A 25,824-nucleotide genomic window follows, 5' to 3' on the forward strand; every position below is an offset into this window, starting at 1 on the left:
ATGAGTACAACAGATAGGTTATTAAATGGTTTAAATCCGCAACAACAAAAAGCAGTACAAACAACAAATGGACCACTTCTATTAATGGCAGGTGCAGGTAGTGGTAAAACACGTGTGTTAACACATCGTATTGCGTATTTACTTGGTGAAAAAGGTGTAGCACCATGGAATGTACTAGCTATTACCTTTACAAATAAAGCAGCTCGTGAAATGCGCGAGCGTATTGATACACTTGTCGGACCAGAAGCAGAAGATATTTGGATTTCGACGTTCCACTCTATGTGTGTACGTATTTTACGACGTGATATCGATCGTATTGGTATTAATCGTAACTTTACAATCTTAGATTCAGGCGATCAGTTAACTGTAGTCAAAAAAATTATGAAAGAGCGTAATATTGATCCGAAGAAATTTGAGCCGCGCTCTATTTTAGCGGGTATTAGTAATGCGAAAAATGAATTGTTATCTGCAGATAAATATGCGAAAAAAATTACAATCGCTGATCCATATGAAAAATTAACGAGCGATGTATATACAGAATATCAAAAACGTCTTTTGAAAAATAATTCATTAGACTTTGATGATTTAATTATGACAACGATTCAGCTATTTGAACGTGTTCCAGAAGTACTAGAGTTTTATCAGCGTAAGTTCCAATATATTCACGTGGATGAGTATCAAGATACGAACAAAGCGCAGTACCTTCTTGTTAAACATTTAGCAGCACGTTTTAAAAATTTATGCGTTGTAGGTGACTCAGATCAATCTATTTACCGCTGGCGTGGTGCGGACATTTCCAACATTTTGTCATTCGAAAAAGACTATGAGAATGCGCAAGTTATTCTGTTAGAACAAAACTATCGTTCGTCACAAAATATTTTAAATGCAGCGAATGCTGTTATCGAAAAAAATACGAATCGTAAACCGAAGAAATTATGGACAGATAATCAAGTTGGAAGCAAAATCTCGTATTATCGTGCTGCAACGGAAAAAGACGAAGCATATTTTGTTGCGAAAAAAATTCGTGATGATATTCAAATGGGAAAACGAAAATATACTGATTTTGCAGTGTTATATCGTACAAATGCTCAGTCTCGTATGGTCGAGGAGATTTTCCTGAAATCTAATATTCCTTACAAAATCGTCGGCGGTACTAAGTTCTACGACCGTAAAGAGATTAAAGATATTTTGGCGTATTTACGTTTAATTGGGAATCCAGATGATGAGATTAGTTTCGCACGTATTATTAACATGCCAAAGCGCGGAATTGGTGCGACTTCTATCGATAAAATTATTAATTACGGTGTACAAAATGGAATTTCATTAACTGCTGTATTCGATGAGATTGAGCATGTTGGAGTAAGTGCAAAAATTACAAAGGCAGTAAAAGAATTCGCAGGTTTATTACACAACTGGGTAAATATGCAAGAGTATTTATCTGTTACAGAATTGGTAGAGGAAGTTATTGAAAAAACAGGCTATCGCGATATGTTGAAAAACGAGCGTACTTTAGAAGCAGAAGGTCGTTTAGAGAACTTAGATGAGTTTTTATCTGTTACGCAAACATTTGAATCTCAAAGCGAAGATAAGAGTCTTGTTGCATTCTTAACAGACTTAGCGCTTGTTGCTGACATTGATCGTGTAGATGAAGATCCAACTGCTGGTGAGGAAGTTATTTTAATGACGATGCACTCAGCAAAAGGATTAGAATTCCCAGTTGTCTTTATTGTAGGTTTAGAGGAAGGAATATTCCCTCATACACGTTCTCTAATGGAAGAAGATGAAATGCAAGAAGAGCGTCGTCTCGCTTATGTAGGTATTACTCGTGCAGAAGAAGAGTTATATTTATCCAATGCACAAATGCGTACTTTATTTGGTAGAACAAGTATGAATGCCGCATCTCGATTTATTACAGAAATCCCGGCAGAATTAGTGGAATCATTAAATGAAACAGCGCCGAAGCGTGAAACTTCGTTTGGGGCAAAAGGAAGAACGACAAGTACAAGTAAAACGACAACTACCACACGTTCTCGTTCAGCTTTCGCGCGTCCTGCAGCTAAGACAACAGGTGGCGAACAAATCGGCTGGGCAGTAGGCGATAAAGCTTCCCACCAAAAATGGGGAGTCGGTACAGTTGTAAGTGTAAAAGGTGAAGGTGATGCAAAAGAATTAGATATTGCGTTCCCAAGCCCAATTGGTGTTAAACGTTTGTTAGCAAAATTTGCACCTGTGACGAAACAATAGGAAAGGAATGAGGATATGTCAAAAGAGATAGCAAAAAAACGTATAGAAGAACTGCGTGATTTGTTAAATACATTTAACTATCAGTATCACGTATTAGACAATCCTTCTGTTTCTGATGCGGAGTATGACCGTAATATGCAGGAGCTTATAAAATTAGAAGCAGAGAACCCAGAATTTATGAGTGAAGACTCTCCCTCCGTTCGCGTTGGGGGAGCTATTCTTGATATATTTGAAAAAGTAACACATAAGTCACCAATGTTAAGTTTAGGGAATGCATTTAACGAAGGAGATTTACGCGATTTTGACCGCAGAGTACGTCAAGGAATTGATGGTGCGAATGTAAGATATATATGCGAATTAAAAATTGACGGGCTTGCTGTTTCACTTCATTATGAAAAAGGACGCTTTATTCAAGGAGCGACACGTGGTGATGGTGTAACAGGGGAAGATATTACTCAAAATTTAAAAACGATTAAAGCGATCCCGCTTCGTTTAAATGAAGAAGTAACGTTAGAAGCACGAGGCGAAGCTTATATGCCGAAGCGTTCATTCGTTAAGTTAAATGAAGAAAAAGAACAAAATGGTGAAGATGTATTTGCGAATCCGCGTAATGCGGCAGCAGGTTCAATACGCCAACTTGATCCAAAAATTGCAGCGAAGCGTAATTTATCTATGTTTGTATACGGTCTTGCGAATGTAGAAGAAAAAACAATTCCATCACATAGTGAATCGCTTGATTTCTTAGGTGAACTTGGATTCAAAACAAATCCAAATCGTCGTACATGTGAAACAATTGAAGAAGTTATAGCTTATGTTGAAGAATGGCAAGAAAAACGTCCGCATCTTGATTATGAGATTGATGGAATCGTGATAAAAGTAGACGATGTTGCTCTTCAAGAAAGCTTAGGAACTACAGCAAAGAGTCCAAGATGGGCAATCGCTTATAAATTCCCAGCTGAAGAAGTTGTAACAAGATTAACAGGTATTGAATTAAGTGTTGGCCGTACAGGTGTTGTAACACCAACTGCAGAGCTAGAGCCAGTGCGAGTGGCTGGTACTATCGTTCGTCGTGCTTCTTTACATAACGAGGATTTAATTCGCGAAAAAGATATTCGAATTGGTGACTACGTTGTTGTGAAGAAGGCCGGAGATATTATTCCTGAAGTTGTGAACGTTATTTTTGATAAGCGTACTGGTGAGGAAGAAGAATATCATATGCCAACGCATTGTCCAGCATGTGAGAGTGAACTAGTTCGTTTAGAAGAAGAGGTAGCACTTCGTTGTATAAATCCAACTTGTCCAGCTCAAATTCGAGAAGGGCTAATCCATTTCGTTTCAAGAAATGCAATGAATATTGATGGACTTGGAGAACGTGTCATTACACAACTCTTTGATGCTGATTATATTCGTACATTTGCTGATTTATATTCGTTGACGAAAGAGCAATTATTGGAACTAGAACGATTCGGTGAAAAATCAGCAACGAATTTAGTACAAGCAATTGAGAATTCTAAAGAGAACTCATTAGAGCGATTATTATTTGGTCTTGGAATTCGCCATGTTGGAGCGAAAGCAGCACGTACATTTGCTGAGCATTTCGAAACGATGGATGCGCTTGTGAAGGCAACGGAAGAAGAATTAAAAGCAATTAATGAAATTGGCGAAAAAATGGCTCAATCCGTCGTAACGTATTTCGATAATGAAGACGTATTAGAGTTATTACAACAATTTAAAGAATACGGAGTGAACATGACATACAAAGGCATAAAAATTGCTGATTTACAAAACGTTGAGTCGTACTTCGCTGGAAAAACTGTCGTTTTAACGGGGAAATTAGAAATTATGGGACGTAGTGAAGCGAAGAAAAAAATTGAGGCATTAGGTGGAAAAGTAACCGGAAGTGTTAGTAAAAGTACGGATTTGGTTGTTGCAGGTGAAGCGGCAGGTTCGAAATTAGCACAAGCGGAGAAGCATAATGTTGAGGTTTGGAATGAAGAGAGGTTCTTACAAGAGCTAAATAAGTAAGAGGTGCAAACTTACCATGAAAAAAATAGCATTAGCGGTATTAAGCCTTGGTCTACTTGTAAGTGGGTGTAGCGCAGGTGCCGACAAAGATGAAAAAGTGGTTGAGAAATCGGGGAAAGCAAAAGAGCAATCAGTTGTTCCAAAATACGCTATTTCAGATGAATATTATAAGACGACTGTTCCATTTGATGGTGGAGAAGCACGCGGGTTAGTTGTGCAAGGATTAAATAGTCGCCTTGATATAGATGAGTTTGAAACAGGATTAATGCGAATTGCGAAAGAATCATTTAGTACGAAAGATAATGTTTTAAAAGGCGGAAAGTTCCTAAATACTCAGGATATACAGATGCTTGTTAAAAGAAAACGTACAGATGCAGAACAAAAGGAACTAGAAGATAAATTAAAAAAAGATGCGGTTAACTTCCCGAATATAGGGTTAAATCCCGCATTAGGTGCAGGATCCGAATCACTAGAAGTGAAAAATAACAAAAGTCCAATATATATTTCAAATATTTTAGAGCATGATTATTATGTGAACAAAAATGAGCGTAGTGGCATTGTAGTTGGATTAGCGATGAATTCGGTTCATTATTACGAGGAAGAGCATGGTTATCCACGTGAGGCTAAAATCGAGCAAGAAAAAATGTTAGCTGAAGGGAAAAAAATGGCGCAAGAAATCTTGAAAGTTATGCATCAAAAGGACGCTGAGACAAAAACTGTTCCGATTACATTTGCAATTTATCGTCAATCTCCAAAATCTTCGCTCGTACCAGGTAATTTTGTTTCTTATGCAAATGTAGAAAAAGGTAGTGAAACGGTTGAGGATTGGAAACAAATTAATGAGAAATATTATTTGTTCCCATCTGAACAAGCGAAAACAGATAATAAACGTGAAGATCTGGCGAGAGTATCAAACTTTAAAGCAAAACTAAGCGATTATTTCCAAGGCGACTATACAGCTGTTATCGGTACTGGTATGTATAGAGACGATGAATTAAGAGAAATAAAGCTTGATATTCCTGTCCAATTTAATGGGAAAGCAGAAATAATTGGCTTTACACAATATGTAGCCGGGCTTGTTATGGAATACTTCCCGAATTATATGAGGGTGCAAGTAACGATTAAATCTGTAGAACGCCCAGAAGCGATTATTATACGTGAAGCGAAGCAAGATGAACCGTTTGTGAAAATTTTAGATTAAATAGGAGGGCCGTTCCTTTATGGAACGGCTTTTTTTCTCGATAAATTTTGTTATAATTTAAAATGTTATAAAAAATGGGGGTAAGGGGTAAAGCGCATGGACGAACTAAGTTTTCAAGTCATTATTTTATTAATTGCATTCGGATTTTTAGCAGCGTTTATTGATTCAGTTGTTGGCGGTGGAGGATTAATTTCACTTCCGGCACTTATGTTTGTTGGTTTACCACCAGCTTCGGCCATTGCAACGAATAAATTAGCTGCAACGATGGGGACGTTTACGAGTGCAATTTATTTTATTCGATCGGGAAAGGTCGATTTTAAAATTGTAGGAAAGTTAATCCCGTTAACTGTTATAGGAGCAGTCGCAGGTGCTTTAGTAGTAAAGTTTATTCCGCCGGATATTTTACGTCCGTTAGTGCTTGTTATGTTGGTATTCATTGCCATTTATATTATTGCGAAAAAGGATTGGGGAAGTGTATCTACCTATAAGAAGATGACGAAAAGAAAAACATTAATATTTTTCTTTGTTATTTTAATGATAGGGTTTTACGATGGATTTTTTGGACCAGGGACAGGATCCTTTTTAATTTTTGCATTTTTATTAATTGGTTTGGATTTTATTCAAGCGGCAGCATCTGGAAAACTTTTGAACTTTGTTAGTAATATCGTATCGTTAATTACTTTTTTATTTTTAGATGTAATTCATTTTGAATACGGTATTATTATGGGATTATCGATGATTTTGGGTGCTTATTTTGGATCGAAGTTTGCAGTTCAAAAAGGTGTTGGATATGTAAGGACTTTATTTTTATTAGTTACTATATTATTGATCGGAAAAAATGTTTTGGAATATACTCATATTTTGTAGATTCATACGCATGTATGAATCTCTTTTTTTTATTATATTTTAAAAATTTATTAATTTTTAAAATATAAGTCTAGGAATATTTGAATAAATCTAAATTATCGTGTAGAATAATGTTGTAAAATGTAAACGTTTTTCTAAGGGGAGGCTAAAAATAATGGTAGTAGCATACAAACATGAGCCATTTACAGATTTTTCAGTGGAGGCTAACAAATTAGCGTTTGAAGAAGGTTTAAAGAAAGTAGAATCTTATCTTGGACAAGACTATCCATTAATTATTGGGGGAGAAAAAATCACTACAGAAGACAAAATTGTTTCTGTAAACCCTGCAAATAAAGAGGAACTTGTTGGTCGTGTTTCAAAAGCAAGCCGTGAGTTAGCTGAAAAAGCAATGCAAGTAGCGGATGAAACATTCCAAACTTGGAGAAAATCAAAGCCAGAAATGCGTGCAGACATTTTATTCCGTGCTGCAGCAATCGTTCGTCGCAGAAAACATGAATTCTCTGCTATTCTTGTAAAAGAAGCAGGTAAACCATGGAATGAGGCAGATGCTGATACAGCAGAAGCAATCGACTTTATGGAATATTATGGTCGTCAAATGTTAAAATTAAAAGACGGTATTCCAGTAGAAAGCCGTCCAATTGAATATAATCGTTTCTCTTACATTCCATTAGGAGTAGGTGTTATCATTTCTCCTTGGAACTTCCCATTCGCAATTATGGCAGGTATGACAACAGCTGCTTTAGTTTCTGGTAACACAGTATTACTAAAACCAGCTAGTACAACTCCTGTAGTAGCAGCGAAATTCATGGAAGTATTAGAAGAAGCTGGCTTACCTGCTGGCGTAGTAAACTTCGTTCCAGGTAATGGTTCTGAAGTTGGTGACTACTTAGTAGATCACCCTCGTACACGCTTCGTGAGTTTCACTGGATCTCGCGATGTAGGTATCCGTATTTATGAGCGTGCAGCGAAAGTAAACCCAGGCCAAATTTGGTTAAAACGTGTTATCGCTGAAATGGGTGGTAAAGATACAATCGTTGTTGATAAAGAAGCAGATCTTGAATTAGCAGCTAAATCTATCGTTGCATCAGCATTCGGATTCTCAGGACAAAAATGTTCTGCATGTTCACGTGCAGTAATCCATGAAGATGTATACGATCACGTATTAAATCGTGCTGTTGAATTAACGAAAGAATTAACAGTTGCTAACCCAGCTGTATTAGGTACAAACATGGGTCCTGTTAATGACCAAGCTGCATTCGATAAAGTAATGAGCTATGTTGCAATTGGTAAAGAAGAAGGTAGAATCTTAGCTGGTGGCGAAGGAGACGATTCTAAAGGCTGGTTTATCCAACCAACAATCGTTGCTGACGTTGCAGAAGATGCTCGCTTAATGAAAGAAGAAATCTTCGGACCAGTAGTAGCATTCTGTAAAGCAAAAGACTTTGATCATGCACTTGCAATTGCAAACAATACAGAATACGGTTTAACAGGTGCTGTTGTTACTAACAACCGTGACCATATTGAAAAAGCACGTGAAGACTTCCACGTAGGTAACTTATACTTCAACCGTGGATGTACTGGTGCAATCGTAGGTTACCAACCATTCGGTGGCTTTAACATGTCTGGTACAGACTCTAAAGCTGGTGGCCCTGACTACTTAGCACTTCACATGCAAGCAAAAACTACTTCTGAAACTTTATAAGAAATAGTAGAAGAGATCTTCGCAGTTTGCGAAGATCTCTTTTTTTTGAAAAACTTTCTATATGTGTATTAAGATAGATATCGGTAGAAAAACTAATAAAGTAATAAGGTTTAATTCAGTAAAATAAGGTATATTTATATTTGTTGAATAGGTTGTCTTTAAAGAAAAGAGAAGTAGGTGAACAAAATGGGAAAATATCAATTAGATTACAAAGGCCAGGTAGCTGTCGCAAAGTTTCATGAAAAGCAGACGCCTGCCAAATTTGATAAAAAGCAGCAAATTGAAAAATTGCGTGCGGAGTATTTGAAAAAGAAACAGAAACAAACAGATAAATAATAGGGGAAAGTAGTTAATTTGAATTCGAATTAGAGCTACCATATATTACTATTTGGTAAGTGGAACTTGCTAAACCCTATTAATATCGGGATAAACATGTAAATAGAAATAAAACAACGAGAAAAGTTGACTTATTAGTCATATTTTTTAGTATTCATTTTGAAAATTTCCTGTATAATACAATTTGAAAGAAAATCTATGGTTTGACAAGAAACACTCTTTTCGGTTTTGCTCACTGAAGAGAGTGTTTTTTTGTGGCTAAAAACTCCTCTGTACTCATTACATTTGCATATACTCCATTTAAACTAGCCAAAATTGTGTTATGAATATAAACGGCTGGTATAGTAGCATTCTTAAAAGAAAGATCTTTTGTAGCGCAAGCATCATGTATAACAGTACATTGAAAGCCGAAATCAAAAGCAGCTCTTACGGTAGCGTCAATACACATATGAGTCATCATCCCGCATATGACGACGTGCTCAATGTCTAAACGTTGTAATTGTTCTAGAAGATCAGTTTCGCGGAAACTATTTGGGTAATGTTTGAGTATAACGGTTTCTTCTCTAAGTGGACGTACGCTTTCATGAATATGCACACCTTCTGTATTGGGCAGGAAAAAAGTAGCATCATCTTTTATTGCTACATGTTGGATATGAAAAATAGGTTCATTTTTCTTTCTAAAGAGTTGTAGTAGCTGACGGGCATATGCGCTTGCTTCTACTGGATTACGCAATTCCATCTTTCCGTGTGGAAAATAATCATTTTGAATATCAACGAGTAAAAGGGCTGTTTTCATATATTTATCTTCCTCCGATTTCATATTCAAATAATGGTATTCAATTAGTAGAGAAGATTATCCTTTTAAAAAATATGCAGGAGGAGAATTTTACATAACTTTAAAGGTTACTATTTTATTATGAAATTTCATCTGAAAATTTTAATAAAGGGATAATTAATATTTTTCTAAAAAATGTATTGACTCTTATTATTCTGAGTTCTATAATGAGAATTAATTAAACGACAATTAAATCGATACATTCTTATCCAGAGAGGTGGAGGGACTGGCCCTACGATACCTCAGCAACGGGTTTTTTAATACCGTGCTAACTCCAGCAAGTCTATGAAAGGCTTGGAAGATGAGAAGATGTGACCGAGTACATATAAGTGCTCTCCTTCTTATCTTTATGGTTGATAAGAAGGAGAGCACTTTTTATTTTACCTCGAAAGCTCTACTTCAAGTTTTTACAGCAAATAGGAGGGGGAAAAATGATTTCTTTTAACAATGTAAGTAAAGTGTATGAATCAGGTGAGCAATCTGTTCATGCTGTGGAGGATGTAACGTTATCCGTTGAGAAAGGTGAAATTTTTGGCATTATCGGTTTTAGTGGAGCTGGAAAGAGTACGTTATTACGTCTAGTAAACATGTTAGAGAGACCAACGGCAGGAACGATTTCAATAGATAATAAAGATATTACATCATTATCGACGAAAGAATTACGGAAGCTAAGACAAAGAATCGGGATGATTTTTCAAAGCTTTAATTTATTTAATTCAAGAACAGTGTTTGGGAATATTGCTTATCCATTAAAGTTAGCGAAAGTACCAAAGAATGAGATAAAAGAAAGAGTAAATGAACTGCTGAAGTTTGTAGGGTTAGAAGATAAGGCAAACAATTACCCAGAGCAGCTATCAGGCGGACAAAAGCAGCGTGTAGGTATTGCTAGAGCACTTGCAACATCACCAGATATTCTTATATGTGATGAGGCAACATCAGCTTTAGATCCAGAAACAACAACAGAGATATTAAACCTATTAAAAAAAGTAAATCGAGAATATAATTTAACAATTCTTCTTATTACACATGAAATGCATGTTGTGAAAGAAATTTGTCACCGTGTAGCTGTGATGGAAAAAGGAAAAGTAATTGAAGAAGGAAAATTGTTTGACGTGTTCACACAACCAAAAACAAAAACGACTCAAAACTTTGTACGTTCTGTTATTAATGATCATTTACCAGAAAGTGTTCTAGCGAAAATTCAAAATGGTGGTCAGATTTATCGTCTAACATTTACTGGTGAGGAGACAGGTCAACCAGTACTATCGTATATCGCAAAAAACTATAACGTCGATGTAAACGTACTGTACGGAAATATTATTGAACTTCAAAATGTGCTATTTGGAAATCTTCTTGTAGAATTGCAAGGTGAACAGAGGGAGATTCAAAAAGCATTACAACATCTAAGACTGCAAGTGCAGCTGAAGGAGGTAGAAGCTCATGCGAGTTGATTGGAGTATATTTTGGCCTCGCATAGTAGATGCGACGGGAGATACCCTCTTAATGGTAATCGTAACCCTTATATTTGCTATAATTCTTGGTATACCCCTAGGTTTACTATTATATGTAACGAGAAAAGGAAACTTTTTAGAAAATAAATGGGTCTTTTCTATTCTTAATATCATTATTAATACAATTCGTCCGGTTCCATTCATCATCTTCTTAGTAGCTTTAAGCCCACTAACAAGAAGTGTTATCGGAACGACGATTGGAACAGCAGCAGCAATTTTCCCAATGACGTTAGTGGCTTCGATTGGTATTGCTCGAATGGTTGAAACAAATCTTGTTTCAGTTCCAAAGGGAGTTATTGAAGCAGCTCAAGCAATGGGTGCTTCACCATTTAGAATTGTTTTTGAAATTCTTGTGCCAGAAGCGTTAGCGCCATTGATTTTAGGTGTTACGTTTATGACAGTTGGTTTAATTGAATTCTCTGCAGTTGCTGGACTTGTCGGTGGTGGCGGTCTTGGTGACTTAGCGATGACATATGGTTATCAACGTTTTGATACATCAGTTATGTTCGTAACGGTCGTTTTACTTATTATTCTCGTACAGGTAGCTCAAAACTTAGGAAACTACTTTGCGAAAGTCTTTTTACGCAGATCATAAACAGGAAGAGGGGAAAAGAAAATGAAGAAAATTTTAGCATTTGCATTATCAGCGATTGTAGGTGTTTCAGCATTAAGCGGCTGCTCAAGTGGAGACACGGGGGCAGGAGCGAAAGAAAAAGTAGTTCGCGTCGGTGTAACTGGAACGGATGGAGACGCTTGGGAAATTTTAAAGAAAAAAGCTGAAAAAGAAGGAATTAAAATTAAACTGGTTGAGTTCTCTGATTACACAACGCCAAATAAAGCGTTAGCTGATGGAGATATTGAATTAAACTCATTCCAGCACGTTGCTTTCTTAGAGCAATTTAAAAAAGAGCATAAGTTAGATATTACAGCTGTTGGTACAACGCAAATTGCACCGATGGGCTTATACTCTGAGAAACATAAGAAGGCAAACGAAATTCCAGATGGTTCAGAAATTGCGATTCCAAATGATCCAACGAACCAAGCCCGTGCATTAAAACTTCTTGATGCAGCCGGATTATTAAAGCTTAAGAAAGACTTTGGCTTATTTGGAGATCCAAGTGGTATCGCTGAAAATCCGAAGAAGTTAAAAATCACACCGGTTATCGCACAGCAAACACCTCGTGTATTAAAAGATGTAGCAGCTTCAGTTATTAATAACGGTGTTGCTGGTCAAGCTGGATTAGACCCAGCGAAGGATCCCATTTTCTTAGAAGATCCAAAGAATGAAAATGCGAAGCCATATATTAATATTTTCGCAGCTCGTACGAAAGATAAGGATGATCCAACACTGAAAAAAGTAATTGAACTATATCATTCAAAAGAAGTAACAGATGCAATTAAGAAAGAAACAAATGATGGTTCCATTTCAGTAGATCTTTCACTTGATGAGATTGAAAAAATTGTAAAATAATCATTGGGTTTAATGAACTAACAGAAGGAACCCCTCCGCTGTTAGTTCGTTCAACATATAATCTACTTAACAAACAAACCCTAATTCTGTACCTTCCAATTCTGTATAACGTAGAATCCAACGTTTGTTAAGTAGAGTAATGGACCAGGAGTTTTCCGGGTCTTTTTTTTGTTACTGAAAGTAGCTAGCGAGTAGTAAGGTAATCCAAATTATAATGGGATAAGAAAATAAGCTGAAAATGAGTGTAATTACGAATTGCTTTTTATGAATTAAGTATTTTTGGGATGAAAAAAAGGAAATAGAAAAAATAGCAATGAAAACTGCAGATATTACGCCAGGATTATAAGAACGATAAATAAAAAACAAAATAATATGTTGAATAGAGTTGAAGAAGATAGCCCCTTGTATAAAAATAATCCAGTATATAGAAGACAAGAAGTTCAGTTGGTATAGAAAGACGATAAGTAAGACAAAGAGAGTCAATACAGAAATCGCAATGAAAAATTGCTGGTTAGTTATAAAAGTAATTGAAAATTGATTAGCAAGATATTGTGGCATTTGGAAAGATTCTTCAAGGTTATGAATAAAAAATAATAAGGGAATAGTCCAAAGCATAATAGTGGAATTTTTTTTCGACAACTTACATCACTCCAATATGGAGATAGAAAGCCTAGAAAGGCCCTCTATCCAGAGATGTTCATTCAATTATAATACTTTTTAAATTATCTTCAGGATGCTCTTGTTCTTGCGGATAAGCAGCTAGCTCCTCTTGTAAAATATTTAGCATTTGCTTAGCTGATTGTTGGATTGGGGCGGGTAACTCTTCTAATATATGCATACCGACTTTTATTTTTGTACGAATTACCTTCCTTAGTAGTTCCTCACGCATGCACTACACCTCCAAATCGAATGTTTAGTACATCATCTTCAAACTTAGCCCCTTGAATAGAAAGGTGCGTTAATATTTTTGGTAATGTGATGTTCCGTTTAACAGAACCAGCTCGAATGATAAGCTCATCACCTTTTTGATTTAATACTAGCTCACTTTTGTTTGAGAAGGGAATGGACAGAACGAAAATATATTCATCGCCATCTTTTTTTACATATTGTGTGCGGCCGTTAAATTTCACTTCAGTAGGACAATGATCAGTTTTAAATAGAGCATCTCCTACACGCTCTAACATGGGCAAACCAACAACTTCTTGTTCAAACATTGGAGCTTCGTAAATAGGAAGTGGATTAAAACTATCTTGAATTAATGTTTTATATTTCTTTTGGGTATCTTTCCATGCTTGGAAATAAGGATCGGTGACAGTGTTAGGAATGACGCGGTTAACCATAATGGCATCTACGTTATAATCGTATAAGTTTAAATAAGTAAAGCTACGCTGGGCCTCTTTAATGACCATTTTTTCAGGATTTACAACGATGCGGATACTTGTTACTTCTCGGTTTGATAAAATATCTCTCATTTCTCCAAGCTGTTCAAGTGTATTTGTTAATTCGTCCATAATATCATCGGTTGGAAGGGGAACACCAAGAAGTGGTTGGGCTACAGGGCGAACAACTTTTAAAACTTTTCTTTTAATAGGAAAGAGTTTTTCCATCCACCAGCCGAGCATGTCTGGAAAGCTGAGCATTGCTAATGTTTCTCCTGTTGGAGCACAATCAATGATAATGACATCATATGTTTTTTGTTTATAATAATCGAGTACGCGAAGTAAGCTAATTAAATCTTCCATACCAGGAAACATCGTTAACTCTTCTGTTGTAATATCATCAGCTGCTTTGGAAGTGAATAGCAAGGTAATGTATTTCTGTAACTTTCCCCAGCCTTTTTCCATTTCATAAATCGTATTAATCTCTTGTGCCCATAAATTTTCGCGGATTTCTAATGGCTCAGAAGATAGCTTTATACCAAATGAATCTCCTAAACTATGAGCAGGATCTGTACTCATTACTAAAGTTTTTAATCCTTGTTTTGCGCTTTGAAGTGCTGTTGCTGCTGAAATGCTAGTTTTTCCTACGCCGCCTTTACCTGTATACAAAATAATTCTCATCATTCATGTCCCCTTTGTTTCGAATATCGAATATTACGAGTGTCGAAATAAATGATTGAATAAAAACCCAGCTAGGGCTTTATTCAATCGGAATGTTTTTTATTTTAGGTGTAGAAACCTTTTCTTCTGTTTTTTGCTGTGACGTAGCAATGTGATTCATGATCTTTTGGAAGATTTGTAGTAAGAATGCTTTTTCTTCTTCTGATAATGCTTCTGTTACTAAGCTAAAGTAATGGGCCGCATTTTGTTTTACTTCTTGAACGAGCATTACGCCGTTTTCTGTTAACCGAATTAATACAATACGTCGGTCGTTCTCATCACGGTAGCGTTCAATATATCCCTTTTTTACAAGGCGATTTACAACGCCCGTCGTTGTACTCATCGGTATATCAAGAAGGTCAGCAATTTTCGTCATTGTAATATCTGTATTTCGTTCCATCCAAAGTAAACAAAATACTTCTGTTTTAGAAAGTGTTAAATCTAGGCTTACCCATTCTTCAGGATAAAAAAGTTTCTTGGCGTTATCTAGCAGTAAGTCTAAAAAATGTTCATATTGCAACAATTAATTCCACTCCCGTATATTTCGAGGTTCGTAATATTTATTTTTATTTTATGTAGAATAGAAATAATTGTCAATTATTTTAATTGTTTTTTCAGATTAGGCAGAAAACTACCTTTAAAATAGTATTCTTTTATGATAGATTTATAAATATAAAACTAGAATTTACATAAAAATCCATCATGGTAAATATACTTATCTATAATGGGTATACAGCTAACGAGGGGGAGAACGATGAGAAGACGTAATACGCAAGCGTTCACGTTTTTAGCATGGACTTCATTTGTTTGTGCGCTTTCAGGTATGCTAATTGGGATTTATACGTTAGATGAAACGCTTAGTGTAAAAGGATACTATTTAATTGGAACATTATTTTTAACGATGTCTTGTTTTGTATTACAAAAAACAATTCGTGATAATGAAGAAGATAACGAGAGATTTCCGAAAAATAAACCGTTAGATAAAGAGTAAATTGTAAAGAAAGGCGTTTGCCTTTCTTTTTTTATGTAAAAATGGCGTAAGTGCTGTGTGTTGACTTGCTTGAAGTACTGAAAATTTGGTATCATCAATAGTATTGTAGATTGAACGATATATTATGGAGGTGGCCTAGCCGTGTCAAGAATTTCCGTTGAGAATGTAAAGCACGTAGCACATTTAGCACGTCTTGCAATTACTGATCAAGAAGCAGAAAAATTTCAAAAACAACTAGATGCAATTGTTACATTTGCAGAACAGTTAAATGAATTAGATACAACAGACGTAAAACCAACAACTCATGTATTAACTATGAAAAATGTTATGCGTGAAGATGTACCAGAAAAAGGTTTACCAGTAGAAGAAGTATTAAAAAATGCACCGGATCACAAAGATAATCAAATCCGTGTTCCAGCAGTATTAGAATAGAGGAGGGGAATTTCGATGTCATTATTTGATCATTCAGTATCAGAGTTACATAAGAAATTAAACAACAAAGAAATTTCCGTTACGGATTTAGTAGAAGAATCTTACAAACGTATTGCGGATGTTGAAGATAACGTAAAAGCTTTTCTTACATTAGATGAAGAAAATGCACGCGCGAAAGCGAAAGAATTAGACGCGAAAATTGGCGCTGAAGATAATGGTTTATTATTCGGTATGCCAATTGGTGTAAAAGATAACATTGTAACTAACGGTCTTCGTACAACTTGTGCGAGCAAAATGTTAGCAAACTTCGATCCAATTTATGATGCGACAGTTGTGCAAAAGCTAAAAGCTGCTGACACAGTTACAATCGGTAAGTTAAATATGGACGAGTTCGCAATGGGTTCTTCAAATGAAAACTCAGGTTTCTATGCTACGAAAAATCCATGGAACTTAGACTACGTTCCAGGTGGATCTAGTGGTGGTTCTGCAGCAGCTGTAGCAGCAGGAGAAGTATTATTCTCTCTAGGTTCTGATACGGGTGGTTCTATCCGTCAACCAGCTGCATATTGCGGCGTTGTAGGTTTAAAACCAACTTACGGACGCGTATCTCGTTACGGATTAGTAGCATTCGCATCTTCACTTGACCAAATCGGACCGATTACACGTACAGTAGAAGATAATGCATACTTATTGCAAGCTATTTCAGGTATTGACCGCATGGATGCAACTTCTGCAAACGTTGAAGTAGGAAACTACTTAGCTGGTTTAACAGGAGACGTTAAAGGTTTACGTATTGCTGTACCGAAAGAATACTTAGGCGAAGGTGTTGGCGAGGAAGCTCGTGAGTCAGTACTAGCTGCACTAAAAGTATTAGAAGGTATGGGCGCAACTTGGGAGGAAGTATCTCTTCCGCACTCTAAATACGCTCTAGCAACGTATTACTTACTATCTTCTTCTGAAGCATCTGCTAACCTTTCACGCTTCGATGGCGTACGTTACGGTGTTCGTTCTGATAATGTAAATAATTTATTAGACCTTTACAAAAACACACGTAGCGAAGGTTTCGGTGATGAAGTAAAACGTCGTATTATGCTTGGGACATTTGCACTTAGCTCTGGTTACTATGATGCATATTACAAAAAAGCACAACAAGTACGTACATTAATTAAAAACGACTTTGAAAATGTATTTGCTAACTACGATGTTATTATTGGACCAACAACGCCAACTCCGGCATTTAAAGTAGGCGAAAAAGTTGATGATCCAATGACAATGTATGCAAACGACATTTTAACAATCCCAGTAAACTTAGCGGGTGTTCCAGCGATTTCTGTTCCATGTGGATTCGGTGCTAACAACATGCCACTTGGTTTACAAATCATTGGTAAACACTTCGATGAAGCGACAATTTACCGCGTTGCACATGCATTTGAGCAAGCAACAGACTATCATACAAAAAAAGCAAGTCTGTAAGGAGGCGAGCATAGATGAATTTAGAAACAATTATTGGTTTAGAGGTTCACGTTGAGTTAAAAACAAATTCGAAAATTTTCTCTGCGAGTCCAACAGAATTCGGTGCGGAGCCAAATACACAAACAAGTGTAATTGACTTAGGATACCCAGGGGTACTTCCTACTTTAAATAAAGAAGCAGTTAACTTTGCAATGAAAGCTGCAATGGCATTAAACTGTGAAATCGCAACGGAAACGAAGTTCGACCGTAAAAACTATTTCTACCCAGATAATCCGAAAGCTTACCAAATTTCTCAATTCGATAAGCCAATTGGTGAAAATGGTTGGATTGAAATTGAAGTAGACGGTAAAAAGAAACGTATCGGTATTACACGTCTTCATTTAGAAGAAGATGCTGGTAAATCAACGCATACAGCTGATGGTTCATTAGTAGACTACAACCGTCAAGGTATGCCTTTAATCGAGATCGTATCTGAGCCAGATATGCGTACGCCAGAAGAAGCATATGCATACTTAGAGAAGTTAAAATCAATCATTCAATACACTGGCGTATCTGATTGTAAGATGGAAGAAGGTTCTCTACGTTGTGATGCGAACATTTCCCTTCGTCCAGTTGGGCAAGAGAAGTTCGGTACAAAAGCGGAACTGAAAAACTTAAACTCATTTACTTATGTACAAAAAGGTCTTGAGCACGAGCAAGTGCGCCAAGAGAAAGAATTGTTATCTGGTGGTATCATCCAACAAGAAACACGTCGTTACGATGAAGCAACGAAGAAAACAATCTTAATGCGTGTGAAAGAGGGGTCTGACGATTACCGTTACTTCCCAGAGCCAGACTTAGTTGAACTTTACATCGACGATGAGTGGAAAGAAGCAGTTCGTGCCTCTATTCCAGAACTTCCAGATGCACGTAAAGCTCGCTACGTTGCAGAAATTGGCTTACCAGCTTATGATGCACACGTATTAACATTAACGAAAGAGATGTCTGATTTCTTTGAAGCAACTGTTGCAGACGGTGCTGATGCGAAATTAACATCAAACTGGTTAATGGGTGAAGTGCTTGCATACTTAAATAAACAACAAAAAGAATTAAAAGACGTTGCATTAACGCCTGCTGGTTTATCTAAAATGGTTCAATTAATTGAAAAAGGTACAATTTCTTCTAAAATCGCGAAGAAAGTATTTAACGAATTAATTGAAAAAGGTGGAGACCCAGAGGAAATCGTTAAAGCGAAGGGTCTTGTTCAAATTTCTGATGAGGGTACACTTCGTAAAGTTGTAACAGAAATTCTTGATAATAATGAGCAATCTATCGAAGACTTTAAAAACGGTAAAGACCGTGCAATTGGCTTCTTAGTTGGTCAAATTATGAAAGCTACAAAAGGACAAGCAAATCCACCGCTTGTTAACAAAATCTTACTTGAAGAGATTAATAAGCGATAATAGTAGTAGCTTTTAAAGATTAAGCAGAAAAACACCCGTACATGGGTGTTTTTCTAGGTTAATCAAACGTTTGTTTAAATGAGAGAAAATCGTTTAAACAAACGTTTGATTAACTGTCAAAAGTGGAAAAATATTTGTATAGCAACTATGGTATGATAGTTGCAAAAAGGTGGGAATAATGATAAATCTAAACATAGAGGTTTTTTTCATCTCATGAAATAATAGATAGTTATTATTCGTTATATGTAAATTTTTATGGAAGAATGGATAGAAATAAAGTGAAACTTTAATCAGTAGGAGATTCATCCACCACTGATTATTAGCCCTCACCAATTGGGCATTTACTGCCCGCAAATAGCGGGATAAATTTTTGAGTCAAATAAAAAAACCATTGAAATGAATATTTACTTTTGATGGACTACACGAATCGGGTTCTTACTGCCTGTTTGAGCGGGATAAAAGAAGGATAGGAAGATGAGAGGAGGTAGGCATGGGAATACTGAATAGAAGTTCGGTATGTTCTTTTTCAATATATAAAGAAATTTCCTGTGCTAATAAATGATGAAGCGAGCAAGAATTATTTATAATCCTACTTCTGGGCGTGAGCTATTTAAGAAGAGCTTACCAGAAGTATTACAAAAATTAGAACAAGCTGGATATGAAGCGTCTTGTCATGCAACAACCGGTCCTGGAGATGCAACCGTGGCGGCGAGGCAAGCTGCGGATCGTAAATTTGATGTTGTTATTGCGGCTGGTGGCGACGGTACGTTAAATGAAGTGGTCAATGGTTTAGTAGGACATGAGCATCGTCCGAAGTTTGGAATTATTCCAGTTGGAACGACAAATGACTTTGCACGAGCAATCGGTGTACCTCGTTCTATTGAAGAGGCAGCGGATATTATTTGCGAAGGAAAAACAGTACCATTAGACCTTGGTAGAGCGAACGATACATATTTCATTAACATCGCTGGTGGTGGCCGTATTACCGAATTAACATATGAAGTACCGAGTAAGCTAAAAACGGTATTAGGCCAACTTGCTTACTATTTAAAAGGAATCGAAATGTTACCGTCATTACATCCAACATATGTTGAAATTGAGTATGATGGAAAATTACTACAAGAAGAAATTACGATGTTTTTAATTACGAATACTCGTTCAGTGGGCGGTTTTGAAAAGGTAGCACCATATGCATCAATTAATGATGGATTATTTGATTTATTAGTGCTGAAAAAAGGTTCTATCGCTGACTTAATTAAAGCAGCAACACAAGCGCAGCGTGGTGAACATATTAACAATCCAAAAGTGCTGTACACACAAGCAAATCGAATTAAAGTACATTCACCAGATAAACTAATGATTAATTTAGATGGTGAATACGGTGGAGATGCACCGATGGAATTCGAAAATATATATCATTGTCTTGAACTATTTGTTCCTGAACATCAAGAGGATGCCCTGTAAAGGCATCCTTTTTATTATATAGAGGAATTGTAAATTGGAAGTTAGTTTGATTTTTATGGTATTTTTACAATTCGTTTATTTTATATCCATACTTTATTGATACACTGGAGGAGATAAGAAACGAGAGGTAGGATGCTATGGAGAAGGTAAAGGCAATACTATTTGATAAAGATGGAACATTAATGGATTTTCACTCAATTTGGATAAAAGTAGCTGAAGAACTTGTGGCTGAATGTATAAAATTATATCAACTTCCACAGTCAATGCAGCCTACTTTATTAAAGGAAATCGGCGTGGAGGGGGTGGTTGTGAACCCTCGTAGCGCAATAGCGGCAGGAACAAGCCTTGATGTTGCAAAGGGGCTTTGTAAGTATATTCCGTCATCTAAAGAAGAGGAGATGCACCATTGGGTAAGTGAGAAGTTATTTTCCCTTATGTACGAACATCGTTCCTATATGAGAATGACGGCGGATTTACCGAGAATTTTACAAAGTTTAAAGGATAGAGGATTTATTTTAGGTGTTGTTACAGCTGATGATTTCGCACTGACAGAATTATTTTTAAAACAGTATCAATTAGAGTCTTATTTTGATTATGTTGTAGCTTCGGATACGTTTCCAGCACAAAAACCAGATAAAAGAATTGTAGAATCGTTTTGTGAAAGGTTTCATCTAGAGGCATGTGAAGTGGCAGTCGTTGGAGATACACCAACTGATTTATATTTAGCTAAAAATGGCGGCGATTGCTATGCGATTGGAGTACTGTCTGGCACAGGAGATCGTCAAACATTAGAACCACTTGCAGATTTAGTAGTACAATCTGTTGGGGATTTTATTTCTTATTCAGGTGAGTTTATTTGGGAACAAGGAAAGTCTAATGTGTAAGAAAAATAAGTCTATAGGGACTCTTAATGAGTCTTTATAGACTTATTTTTTATATTGAAATAGAAGGCATGTAGGATGAATGTTGGAAAAGAATGTTGGCATACATTTTGCAATAAAAAGAGAAAACAATGTAAAGAAAAGGATGGGGTACGTAATGAACACAAAAAAATTTGCTAAAGTAAATGAACAAATTCCTGGACCGAAAGCGGCGTCTTTGTTAGAACGCCGCCAAAATATAGTACCAAAAGGAGTAAGTAACGGCATCCCAACGTTTGTACAATCTGCAAACGGTGCTCTTGTAACAGATGTTGATGGTAATCAGTATATTGACTTCGCAGGAGCAATAGGAACAATTAACGTTGGGCATTGTCATCCAGCTGTTAAAGAAGCGCTTCATAAACAAGTAGATCAATACATTCATACTGGATTTAATGTCATGATGTATGAGCCGTATATTGAATTAGCGGAAAAACTTGCGGCATTAGCGCCAGGAAGTTTTGATAAGCAAGTACTATTTTTAAATAGTGGTGCAGAAGCAGTTGAGAACGCGGTGAAAATCGCTCGTAAATATACAAAAAGACCTGGTATTATCGCATTTTCTAAAGGTTTCCACGGGCGTACATTAATGACAATGACGATGACAAGTAAAGTAAAACCATATAAATTTGGATTTGGCCCATTTGCTCCAGAAGTATATAAAGCACCATTCCCGTATGAATATCGTCGCCCAGAAGGACTAACGGAAGAGCAGTACGATGACTTTATGATTGAAGAGTTTAAGAATTTCTTCATATCAGAAGTAGCACCAGAAACAATTGCAGCTGTTGTAATGGAACCTGTTCAAGGGGAAGGCGGATTTATCGTCCCAAGTAAGAAGTTTGTGCAAGAAGTACGCAATATTTGTTCAGAACATGGCATTTTATTTGTAGCGGATGAAATTCAAACAGGATTTAGCCGTACAGGAAAGTATTTTGCTATTGATCATTATGATGTCGTTCCAGACCTAATTACGGTATCTAAATCGTTAGGTGCTGGTGTACCGATAAGTGGTGTGATTGGACGTAAAGAAATTATGAATGAGTCTGCACCGGGAGAGCTTGGCGGAACGTATGCAGGAAGCCCACTAGGATGTGCGGCAGCATTAGCAGTACTTGATGTAATAGAAAAAGAGAATTTAAATGATAGAGCGATAGAATTAGGAAAAGTCGTAATGAACCGATTCGAAGAGATGAAAAATAAATATAATTGCATCGGTGATGTGCGTGGCTTAGGAGCAATGTGTGCATTCGAGCTCGTTCAAGATCATAAGACGAAAACACCTGATAAAACGTTAACAGCTAATTTATGTACAGAAGCAAATAAACGCGGATTACTTCTATTATCAGCAGGAACATACGGTAATGTTATTCGTGTGTTAATGCCGTTAGTTATTACAGATGAGCAACTCGAGGAAGGTTTAACAATAATTGAAGAATCATTACAAGCTTGTTATGAGCAAGCAGACATCGCTCGCGTTTAAAAATTGAATGATAAATCACAAACATTCTAGCTACCTCTATATTAAATGCAGAAAATTCACTTTATAATGAAGGTAGTGAAGTGAATCGATGGATTGGAAGTTAGGGGTGGCTAGGATGGTTGCAGAAAAGGAACGAGTGTTAATGGATTTACAAGATGTATTTGAATATGCGTTTGACGAAATTTTTGTGACTGATGAAAAGGGAATCGTTGTGCGTGTAAATAGTACATGTGAAAGGCACTATCAACTAGCTGCTAAAGAGTTAGTAGGTAAACATGTAAAAGAACTACAAAAGGATGGTATCTTTTATCCATCGGCAACGTTAGAAGTAATTGAAAAAAAGAGACCGATTGAACTCGTTCAAACGACAAAATCAGGAGAGTATTTACACGTTCGTACAAGGCCTGTTTTTGATGATGAGGGAAATTTACGAAGAGTGATTAGTTACTCTCGTGATCTTACAGAACTCTACCAACTACGTCAAAAGGTAGAAGAAATGGATAATCAGTTAAAAACATATAAAAAAGAATTAAGAGAAACGTATGAGCATGAAGGACTTATTTTTAAAAGTATCGCTATGCAAAAAATAGTCGAAACAATTAAGAAGGTATCTGTAGTAGATAGTACAGTTCTCGTTTTAGGTGAGACAGGAGTAGGGAAGAGTCGATTGGTGCGTCATTTACATGAAGTGAGTAATCGGAAGAATGAAAGTTTCTATGAGATTAACTGTGCGGCTTTGCCAACGAATTTAATTGAATCAGAGCTTTTTGGATACTCAGGTGGATCTTTTACAGGTGCGAATCGTGAAGGGAAAAAAGGACTATTAGAATCGGCGCATAAGGGAACCCTTTTCTTAGATGAAATTGGCGAAATGCCGCTTGAAATTCAAGCGAAGCTTTTGCAAGTGTTACAAGAAAAAACGTTTCGCCCTATAGGCGGAAGAGAATTAAAAAAGGTGGACGTTAGAATTGTAGCGGCAACAAATAGAGATTTAAGTATGATGGTGAAACAAGGAACATTCCGGAAAGATTTATATTATCGTCTGAATGTCATTCCAATTTTAATTCCTCCACTCCGGGAAAGAACAGAAGACATCTTGCCACTCATTTATCATTATTTACAGTACTTTAACGAGAAATATGGGCGGAATGTAAAATTAGCGCCTAGCACATTGCAAATATTTGTTGGATACCCGTGGGAAGGAAATAATAGAGAAATTGAAAATGTGATTGAGCGAATTGTTATAACTGCTGACGATATTGTTACGATAGAAGATTTGCCAATAGCGATGCAAGAATCAACGGTTGAACAGTCCGGTCAAAGTCTCTATAAAATGTTAGAAGAAGTAGAACGGAATATTATTTTGAAAGCATATAAAACATATGGATCGAGTTATAAAGTAGCGGAGTTTTTAAAAATAAGCCAATCTGCTGCCACTAGGAAGATAAAGAAACTTATAGAGGAGGAAGAAAACATTGGATAAAAAAGCGACGTTTGTAAATGTAGAGAAAAAGGCGATGTATATAAATGGTGAGTGGATTACATTACAGGAGCAAATTGAAGTAAATAATCCAGCAACGAAAGAAATATTTGCGACTGTACCAAAGGGCGGGGTAACGGAGGCAAAGCAAGCTGTTGATGCTGCGCATGAAGCTTTTAAATCATGGTCAAAATTAACGGCAGCAGACCGTGCAGTGAAGTTAAAAAAATGGTTTACACTTATCGATGAAAATAAAGAAGAGATTGCAGCAATTATGACGAAAGAGCAAGGAAAGCCGTTTCTAGAAGCACTTGGTGAAGTGAATTATGCAAATAGCTTTGTTGAATGGTATGCAGAAGAAGGAAAGCGCGTATATGGTGAAATGATTCCTGCTTCGCATCCGAATAAACGTATTTTAGTTATGAAGCAACCAGTTGGGGTTATGGCAGCTATTACACCTTGGAACTTCCCAGCTGCTATGATTACGAGAAAGGTAGCTCCGGCACTTGCAGCAGGCTGTACGGCGGTTGTAAAACCAGCAAGTCAAACGCCATTGACTGCACTGAAATTAGCCGAATTAGCTCATGAAGCAGACATTCCAAAAGGGGTAATCAATATTGTAACAGGTAGTGCGAAAGCAATTGCTGATACGTGGATGGAAGATGGACGCGTTCGAAAGGTGTCCTTTACAGGATCAACGGAAATCGGGAAAGAATTAATGGCTAGTGCTGCACAAACGATGAAAAAAGTTTCGCTTGAGTTAGGTGGCCATGCTCCATTTATCGTAATGAATGATGCGGATTTAGATAAAGCAGTAGAAGCGGTAATTGGTTCGAAATTCCGTAACGCAGGACAAACGTGTATATGTACAAATCGAGTATTCGTTCAAGAAGACGTATACGAAGTATTTGTAGGGAAGTTCCAAAAGGCAGTAGAGCAGCTGAAAGTAGGAGATGGCTTCGGTGACGGAACGACTGTAGGACCGCTTATTGATGAGAATGCAGTTTCGAAAGTACAAGAACATATCGAAGATGCAGTTCGAAAAGGTGGAGAACTCTTATATGGAGGCCAACAGATTGCAGAGTTAGATGGTCACTTTATGCAACCGACTGTAATTGGGTTGGCAAATGATACGATGCTTTGTATGACTGAAGAAACATTTGGACCAGTTGCACCAGTTGCGAAATTTAAAACAGTTGAAGAAGTGATCGAAAGAGCAAATAATACACCATACGGCTTGGCTGCGTATATTTTCACGAAAGATATTAGTCAAGCATTCCAAATTAGTGAAGCGTTAGAATACGGTATTATCGGATTAAATGATGGACTTCCATCAGTTGCACAAGCACCGTTCGGTGGCTTCAAAGAGAGTGGCATTGGCCGTGAAGGAGGCCATTTCGGTATCGAAGAATATTTAGAAATTAAATATATTTCATTAGGACTATAAGTAGTATACTAGAATTTCTATAAGGTAACAGAGAAGGAGATTCTAGTATGGTATATTGGCTATTATTACTTGTTACAATTATTTTTGAAGTAGCTGGAACAATTGCGATGAAATTATCAAATGGTTTAACAAAGCTCGTTCCAAGTGTACTTATTTTCGTATTTTATGGAATTTGTTTCAGCGTGTTCGCCATTGTTGTGAAAAAGATTCATTTAAGTATTGCTTATGCTATTTGGTCTGGTGTTGGGACATTACTTATTACAATTATTAGTGTGTACTTTTTTAAAGAGCACATTAGCTTATTCCAAGCATTTTGTATTCTTTTTATTGTGTTAGGGGTAATTGGGCTTAAGGTTTCATCGGCATCATAAAAGGCTATCTTCCGCTGCGGGAGATAGCCT

24 protein-coding genes and 1 riboswitch are annotated in these 25,824 nt (G+C 36.7%); of the genes, 19 read left to right on the forward strand and 5 right to left on the reverse strand.

The genetic code is table 11. From position 1 onward, the window contains the following. The 6 genes from pcrA to V7S50_RS30600 all read left to right on the forward strand — a co-directional run bounded on the left by pcrA (position 1) and on the right by V7S50_RS30600 (position 8,375). Positions 1–2,244: a DNA helicase PcrA gene (gene pcrA / locus V7S50_RS30575; RefSeq protein ID WP_199677698.1), complete on the forward strand. Its 2,244-nt coding sequence runs from the start codon at positions 1–3 to the stop codon at positions 2,242–2,244. Between the two features lie 15 nt (positions 2,245–2,259). Next, positions 2,260–4,269: an NAD-dependent DNA ligase LigA gene (ligA, locus tag V7S50_RS30580; RefSeq protein ID WP_063221567.1), complete on the forward strand. Its 2,010-nt coding sequence runs from the start codon at positions 2,260–2,262 to the stop codon at positions 4,267–4,269. Positions 4,270–4,285: 16 nt separating this feature from the next. Next, positions 4,286–5,470: a CamS family sex pheromone protein gene (locus V7S50_RS30585; protein ID WP_242256141.1), complete on the forward strand. Its 1,185-nt coding sequence runs from the start codon at positions 4,286–4,288 to the stop codon at positions 5,468–5,470. 96 nt (positions 5,471–5,566) lie between these two features. After that, positions 5,567–6,337 carry a TSUP family transporter gene (locus V7S50_RS30590; RefSeq protein ID WP_000343967.1) on the forward strand — a complete coding sequence of 257 codons (771 nt, stop codon included), beginning with the start codon at positions 5,567–5,569 and terminating at the stop codon, positions 6,335–6,337. Positions 6,338–6,491: 154 nt separating this feature from the next. After that, positions 6,492–8,039, forward strand: a complete 1,548-nt coding sequence (gene pruA / locus V7S50_RS30595) for an L-glutamate gamma-semialdehyde dehydrogenase (RefSeq protein WP_060629323.1) — start codon at positions 6,492–6,494, stop codon at positions 8,037–8,039. A 177-nt stretch (positions 8,040–8,216) separates the two neighbouring features. Next, positions 8,217–8,375 (forward strand): hypothetical protein, encoded by a 159-nt coding sequence (locus tag V7S50_RS30600; protein ID WP_242256155.1) that lies wholly within the window; start codon positions 8,217–8,219, stop codon positions 8,373–8,375. A gap of 232 nt (positions 8,376–8,607) precedes the next feature. Here the strand turns inward: V7S50_RS30600 and V7S50_RS30605 are convergent, their stop codons facing one another. Continuing rightward, on the reverse strand, positions 8,608–9,171 hold the full coding sequence (locus V7S50_RS30605; protein WP_199677701.1) for a cysteine hydrolase family protein: 564 nt from the start codon (positions 9,169–9,171) through the stop codon (positions 8,608–8,610). Positions 9,172–9,412: 241 nt separating this feature from the next. Continuing rightward, a riboswitch (SAM riboswitch) is annotated at positions 9,413–9,518 on the forward strand. A 123-nt stretch (positions 9,519–9,641) separates the two neighbouring features. On the opposite strand from V7S50_RS30605, the gene V7S50_RS30610 reads away from it, so the two are divergent. From V7S50_RS30610 to V7S50_RS30620, 3 genes are read left to right on the forward strand one after another with little or no spacing between them, the layout of a single operon-like run. Continuing rightward, positions 9,642–10,661, forward strand: coding sequence for a methionine ABC transporter ATP-binding protein (locus tag V7S50_RS30610; protein WP_199677702.1), 1,020 nt, complete (start codon positions 9,642–9,644; stop codon positions 10,659–10,661). Next, entirely contained in the window at positions 10,651–11,316 is a 666-nt protein-coding gene (locus V7S50_RS30615) for a methionine ABC transporter permease (protein WP_098147801.1), read from the forward strand. Before V7S50_RS30610 ends, V7S50_RS30615 begins: the two co-directional genes overlap by 11 nt. Before the next feature lie 21 nt (positions 11,317–11,337). Further along, entirely contained in the window at positions 11,338–12,192 is an 855-nt protein-coding gene (locus V7S50_RS30620) for a MetQ/NlpA family ABC transporter substrate-binding protein (RefSeq protein ID WP_199677703.1), read from the forward strand. A gap of 171 nt (positions 12,193–12,363) precedes the next feature. Here V7S50_RS30620 and V7S50_RS30625 read toward each other — a convergent pair whose 3' ends face one another. The 4 genes from V7S50_RS30625 to V7S50_RS30640 form a co-directional block, all read right to left on the reverse strand. Further along, positions 12,364–12,831, reverse strand: coding sequence for an HXXEE domain-containing protein (locus V7S50_RS30625; protein ID WP_080468314.1), 468 nt, complete (start codon positions 12,829–12,831; stop codon positions 12,364–12,366). A 58-nt stretch (positions 12,832–12,889) separates the two neighbouring features. After that, a complete protein-coding gene (locus V7S50_RS30630) occupies positions 12,890–13,081 on the reverse strand; it encodes a DUF3926 domain-containing protein (RefSeq protein WP_199677704.1) in 192 nt (63 codons plus the stop codon). After that, positions 13,074–14,255, reverse strand: coding sequence for an ArsA family ATPase (locus tag V7S50_RS30635; RefSeq protein ID WP_199677705.1), 1,182 nt, complete (start codon positions 14,253–14,255; stop codon positions 13,074–13,076). The genes V7S50_RS30630 and V7S50_RS30635 overlap by 8 nt, the downstream gene beginning before the upstream one ends. A gap of 76 nt (positions 14,256–14,331) precedes the next feature. Continuing rightward, the gene (locus V7S50_RS30640; RefSeq protein ID WP_063221576.1) at positions 14,332–14,814 is read right to left on the reverse strand and encodes a MarR family winged helix-turn-helix transcriptional regulator; all 483 of its coding nucleotides are present in this window, start codon (positions 14,812–14,814) and stop codon (positions 14,332–14,334) included. A gap of 231 nt (positions 14,815–15,045) precedes the next feature. Between V7S50_RS30640 and V7S50_RS30645 the strand changes: the two genes are divergently transcribed. The 10 genes from V7S50_RS30645 to V7S50_RS30690 all read left to right on the forward strand — a co-directional run bounded on the left by V7S50_RS30645 (position 15,046) and on the right by V7S50_RS30690 (position 25,794). After that, entirely contained in the window at positions 15,046–15,282 is a 237-nt protein-coding gene (locus V7S50_RS30645; RefSeq protein ID WP_001254393.1) for a YiaA/YiaB family inner membrane protein, read from the forward strand. Positions 15,283–15,423: 141 nt separating this feature from the next. Beyond that, complete coding sequence (gene gatC / locus V7S50_RS30650; RefSeq protein WP_000086999.1) at positions 15,424–15,714, forward strand: Asp-tRNA(Asn)/Glu-tRNA(Gln) amidotransferase subunit GatC; 291 nt, start codon at positions 15,424–15,426, stop codon at positions 15,712–15,714. A 15-nt stretch (positions 15,715–15,729) separates the two neighbouring features. Beyond that, on the forward strand, positions 15,730–17,187 hold the full coding sequence (gene gatA / locus V7S50_RS30655) for an Asp-tRNA(Asn)/Glu-tRNA(Gln) amidotransferase subunit GatA (protein WP_000051449.1): 1,458 nt from the start codon (positions 15,730–15,732) through the stop codon (positions 17,185–17,187). Between the two features lie 14 nt (positions 17,188–17,201). Next, positions 17,202–18,629, forward strand: a complete 1,428-nt coding sequence (gene gatB / locus V7S50_RS30660; RefSeq protein WP_001047683.1) for an Asp-tRNA(Asn)/Glu-tRNA(Gln) amidotransferase subunit GatB — start codon at positions 17,202–17,204, stop codon at positions 18,627–18,629. Between the two features lie 558 nt (positions 18,630–19,187). After that, positions 19,188–20,093: a diacylglycerol kinase gene (locus tag V7S50_RS30665; RefSeq protein ID WP_000977671.1), complete on the forward strand. Its 906-nt coding sequence runs from the start codon at positions 19,188–19,190 to the stop codon at positions 20,091–20,093. Positions 20,094–20,230: 137 nt separating this feature from the next. Further along, the gene (locus tag V7S50_RS30670; RefSeq protein ID WP_336376714.1) at positions 20,231–20,977 is read left to right on the forward strand and encodes an HAD family hydrolase; all 747 of its coding nucleotides are present in this window, start codon (positions 20,231–20,233) and stop codon (positions 20,975–20,977) included. A 154-nt stretch (positions 20,978–21,131) separates the two neighbouring features. Then, a complete protein-coding gene (gabT, locus tag V7S50_RS30675) occupies positions 21,132–22,496 on the forward strand; it encodes a 4-aminobutyrate--2-oxoglutarate transaminase (RefSeq protein WP_242256139.1) in 1,365 nt (454 codons plus the stop codon). Positions 22,497–22,611: 115 nt separating this feature from the next. After that, on the forward strand, positions 22,612–23,979 hold the full coding sequence (locus tag V7S50_RS30680; protein ID WP_242256137.1) for a sigma-54 interaction domain-containing protein: 1,368 nt from the start codon (positions 22,612–22,614) through the stop codon (positions 23,977–23,979). Then, positions 23,972–25,423 (forward strand): NADP-dependent succinate-semialdehyde dehydrogenase, encoded by a 1,452-nt coding sequence (gabD, locus tag V7S50_RS30685; RefSeq protein WP_242256135.1) that lies wholly within the window; start codon positions 23,972–23,974, stop codon positions 25,421–25,423. The genes V7S50_RS30680 and gabD overlap by 8 nt, the downstream gene beginning before the upstream one ends. 47 nt (positions 25,424–25,470) lie before the next feature. Beyond that, entirely contained in the window at positions 25,471–25,794 is a 324-nt protein-coding gene (locus V7S50_RS30690; protein WP_000263262.1) for a DMT family transporter, read from the forward strand. The last annotated feature ends 30 nt before the right edge of the window (positions 25,795–25,824 follow it).

Origin of the sequence: Bacillus sp. CCNWLW194, from assembly GCF_037120585.1 — a bacterium.
GTDB classification, from domain to species: Bacteria; Bacillota; Bacilli; order Bacillales; family Bacillaceae_G; genus Bacillus_A; species Bacillus_A basilensis.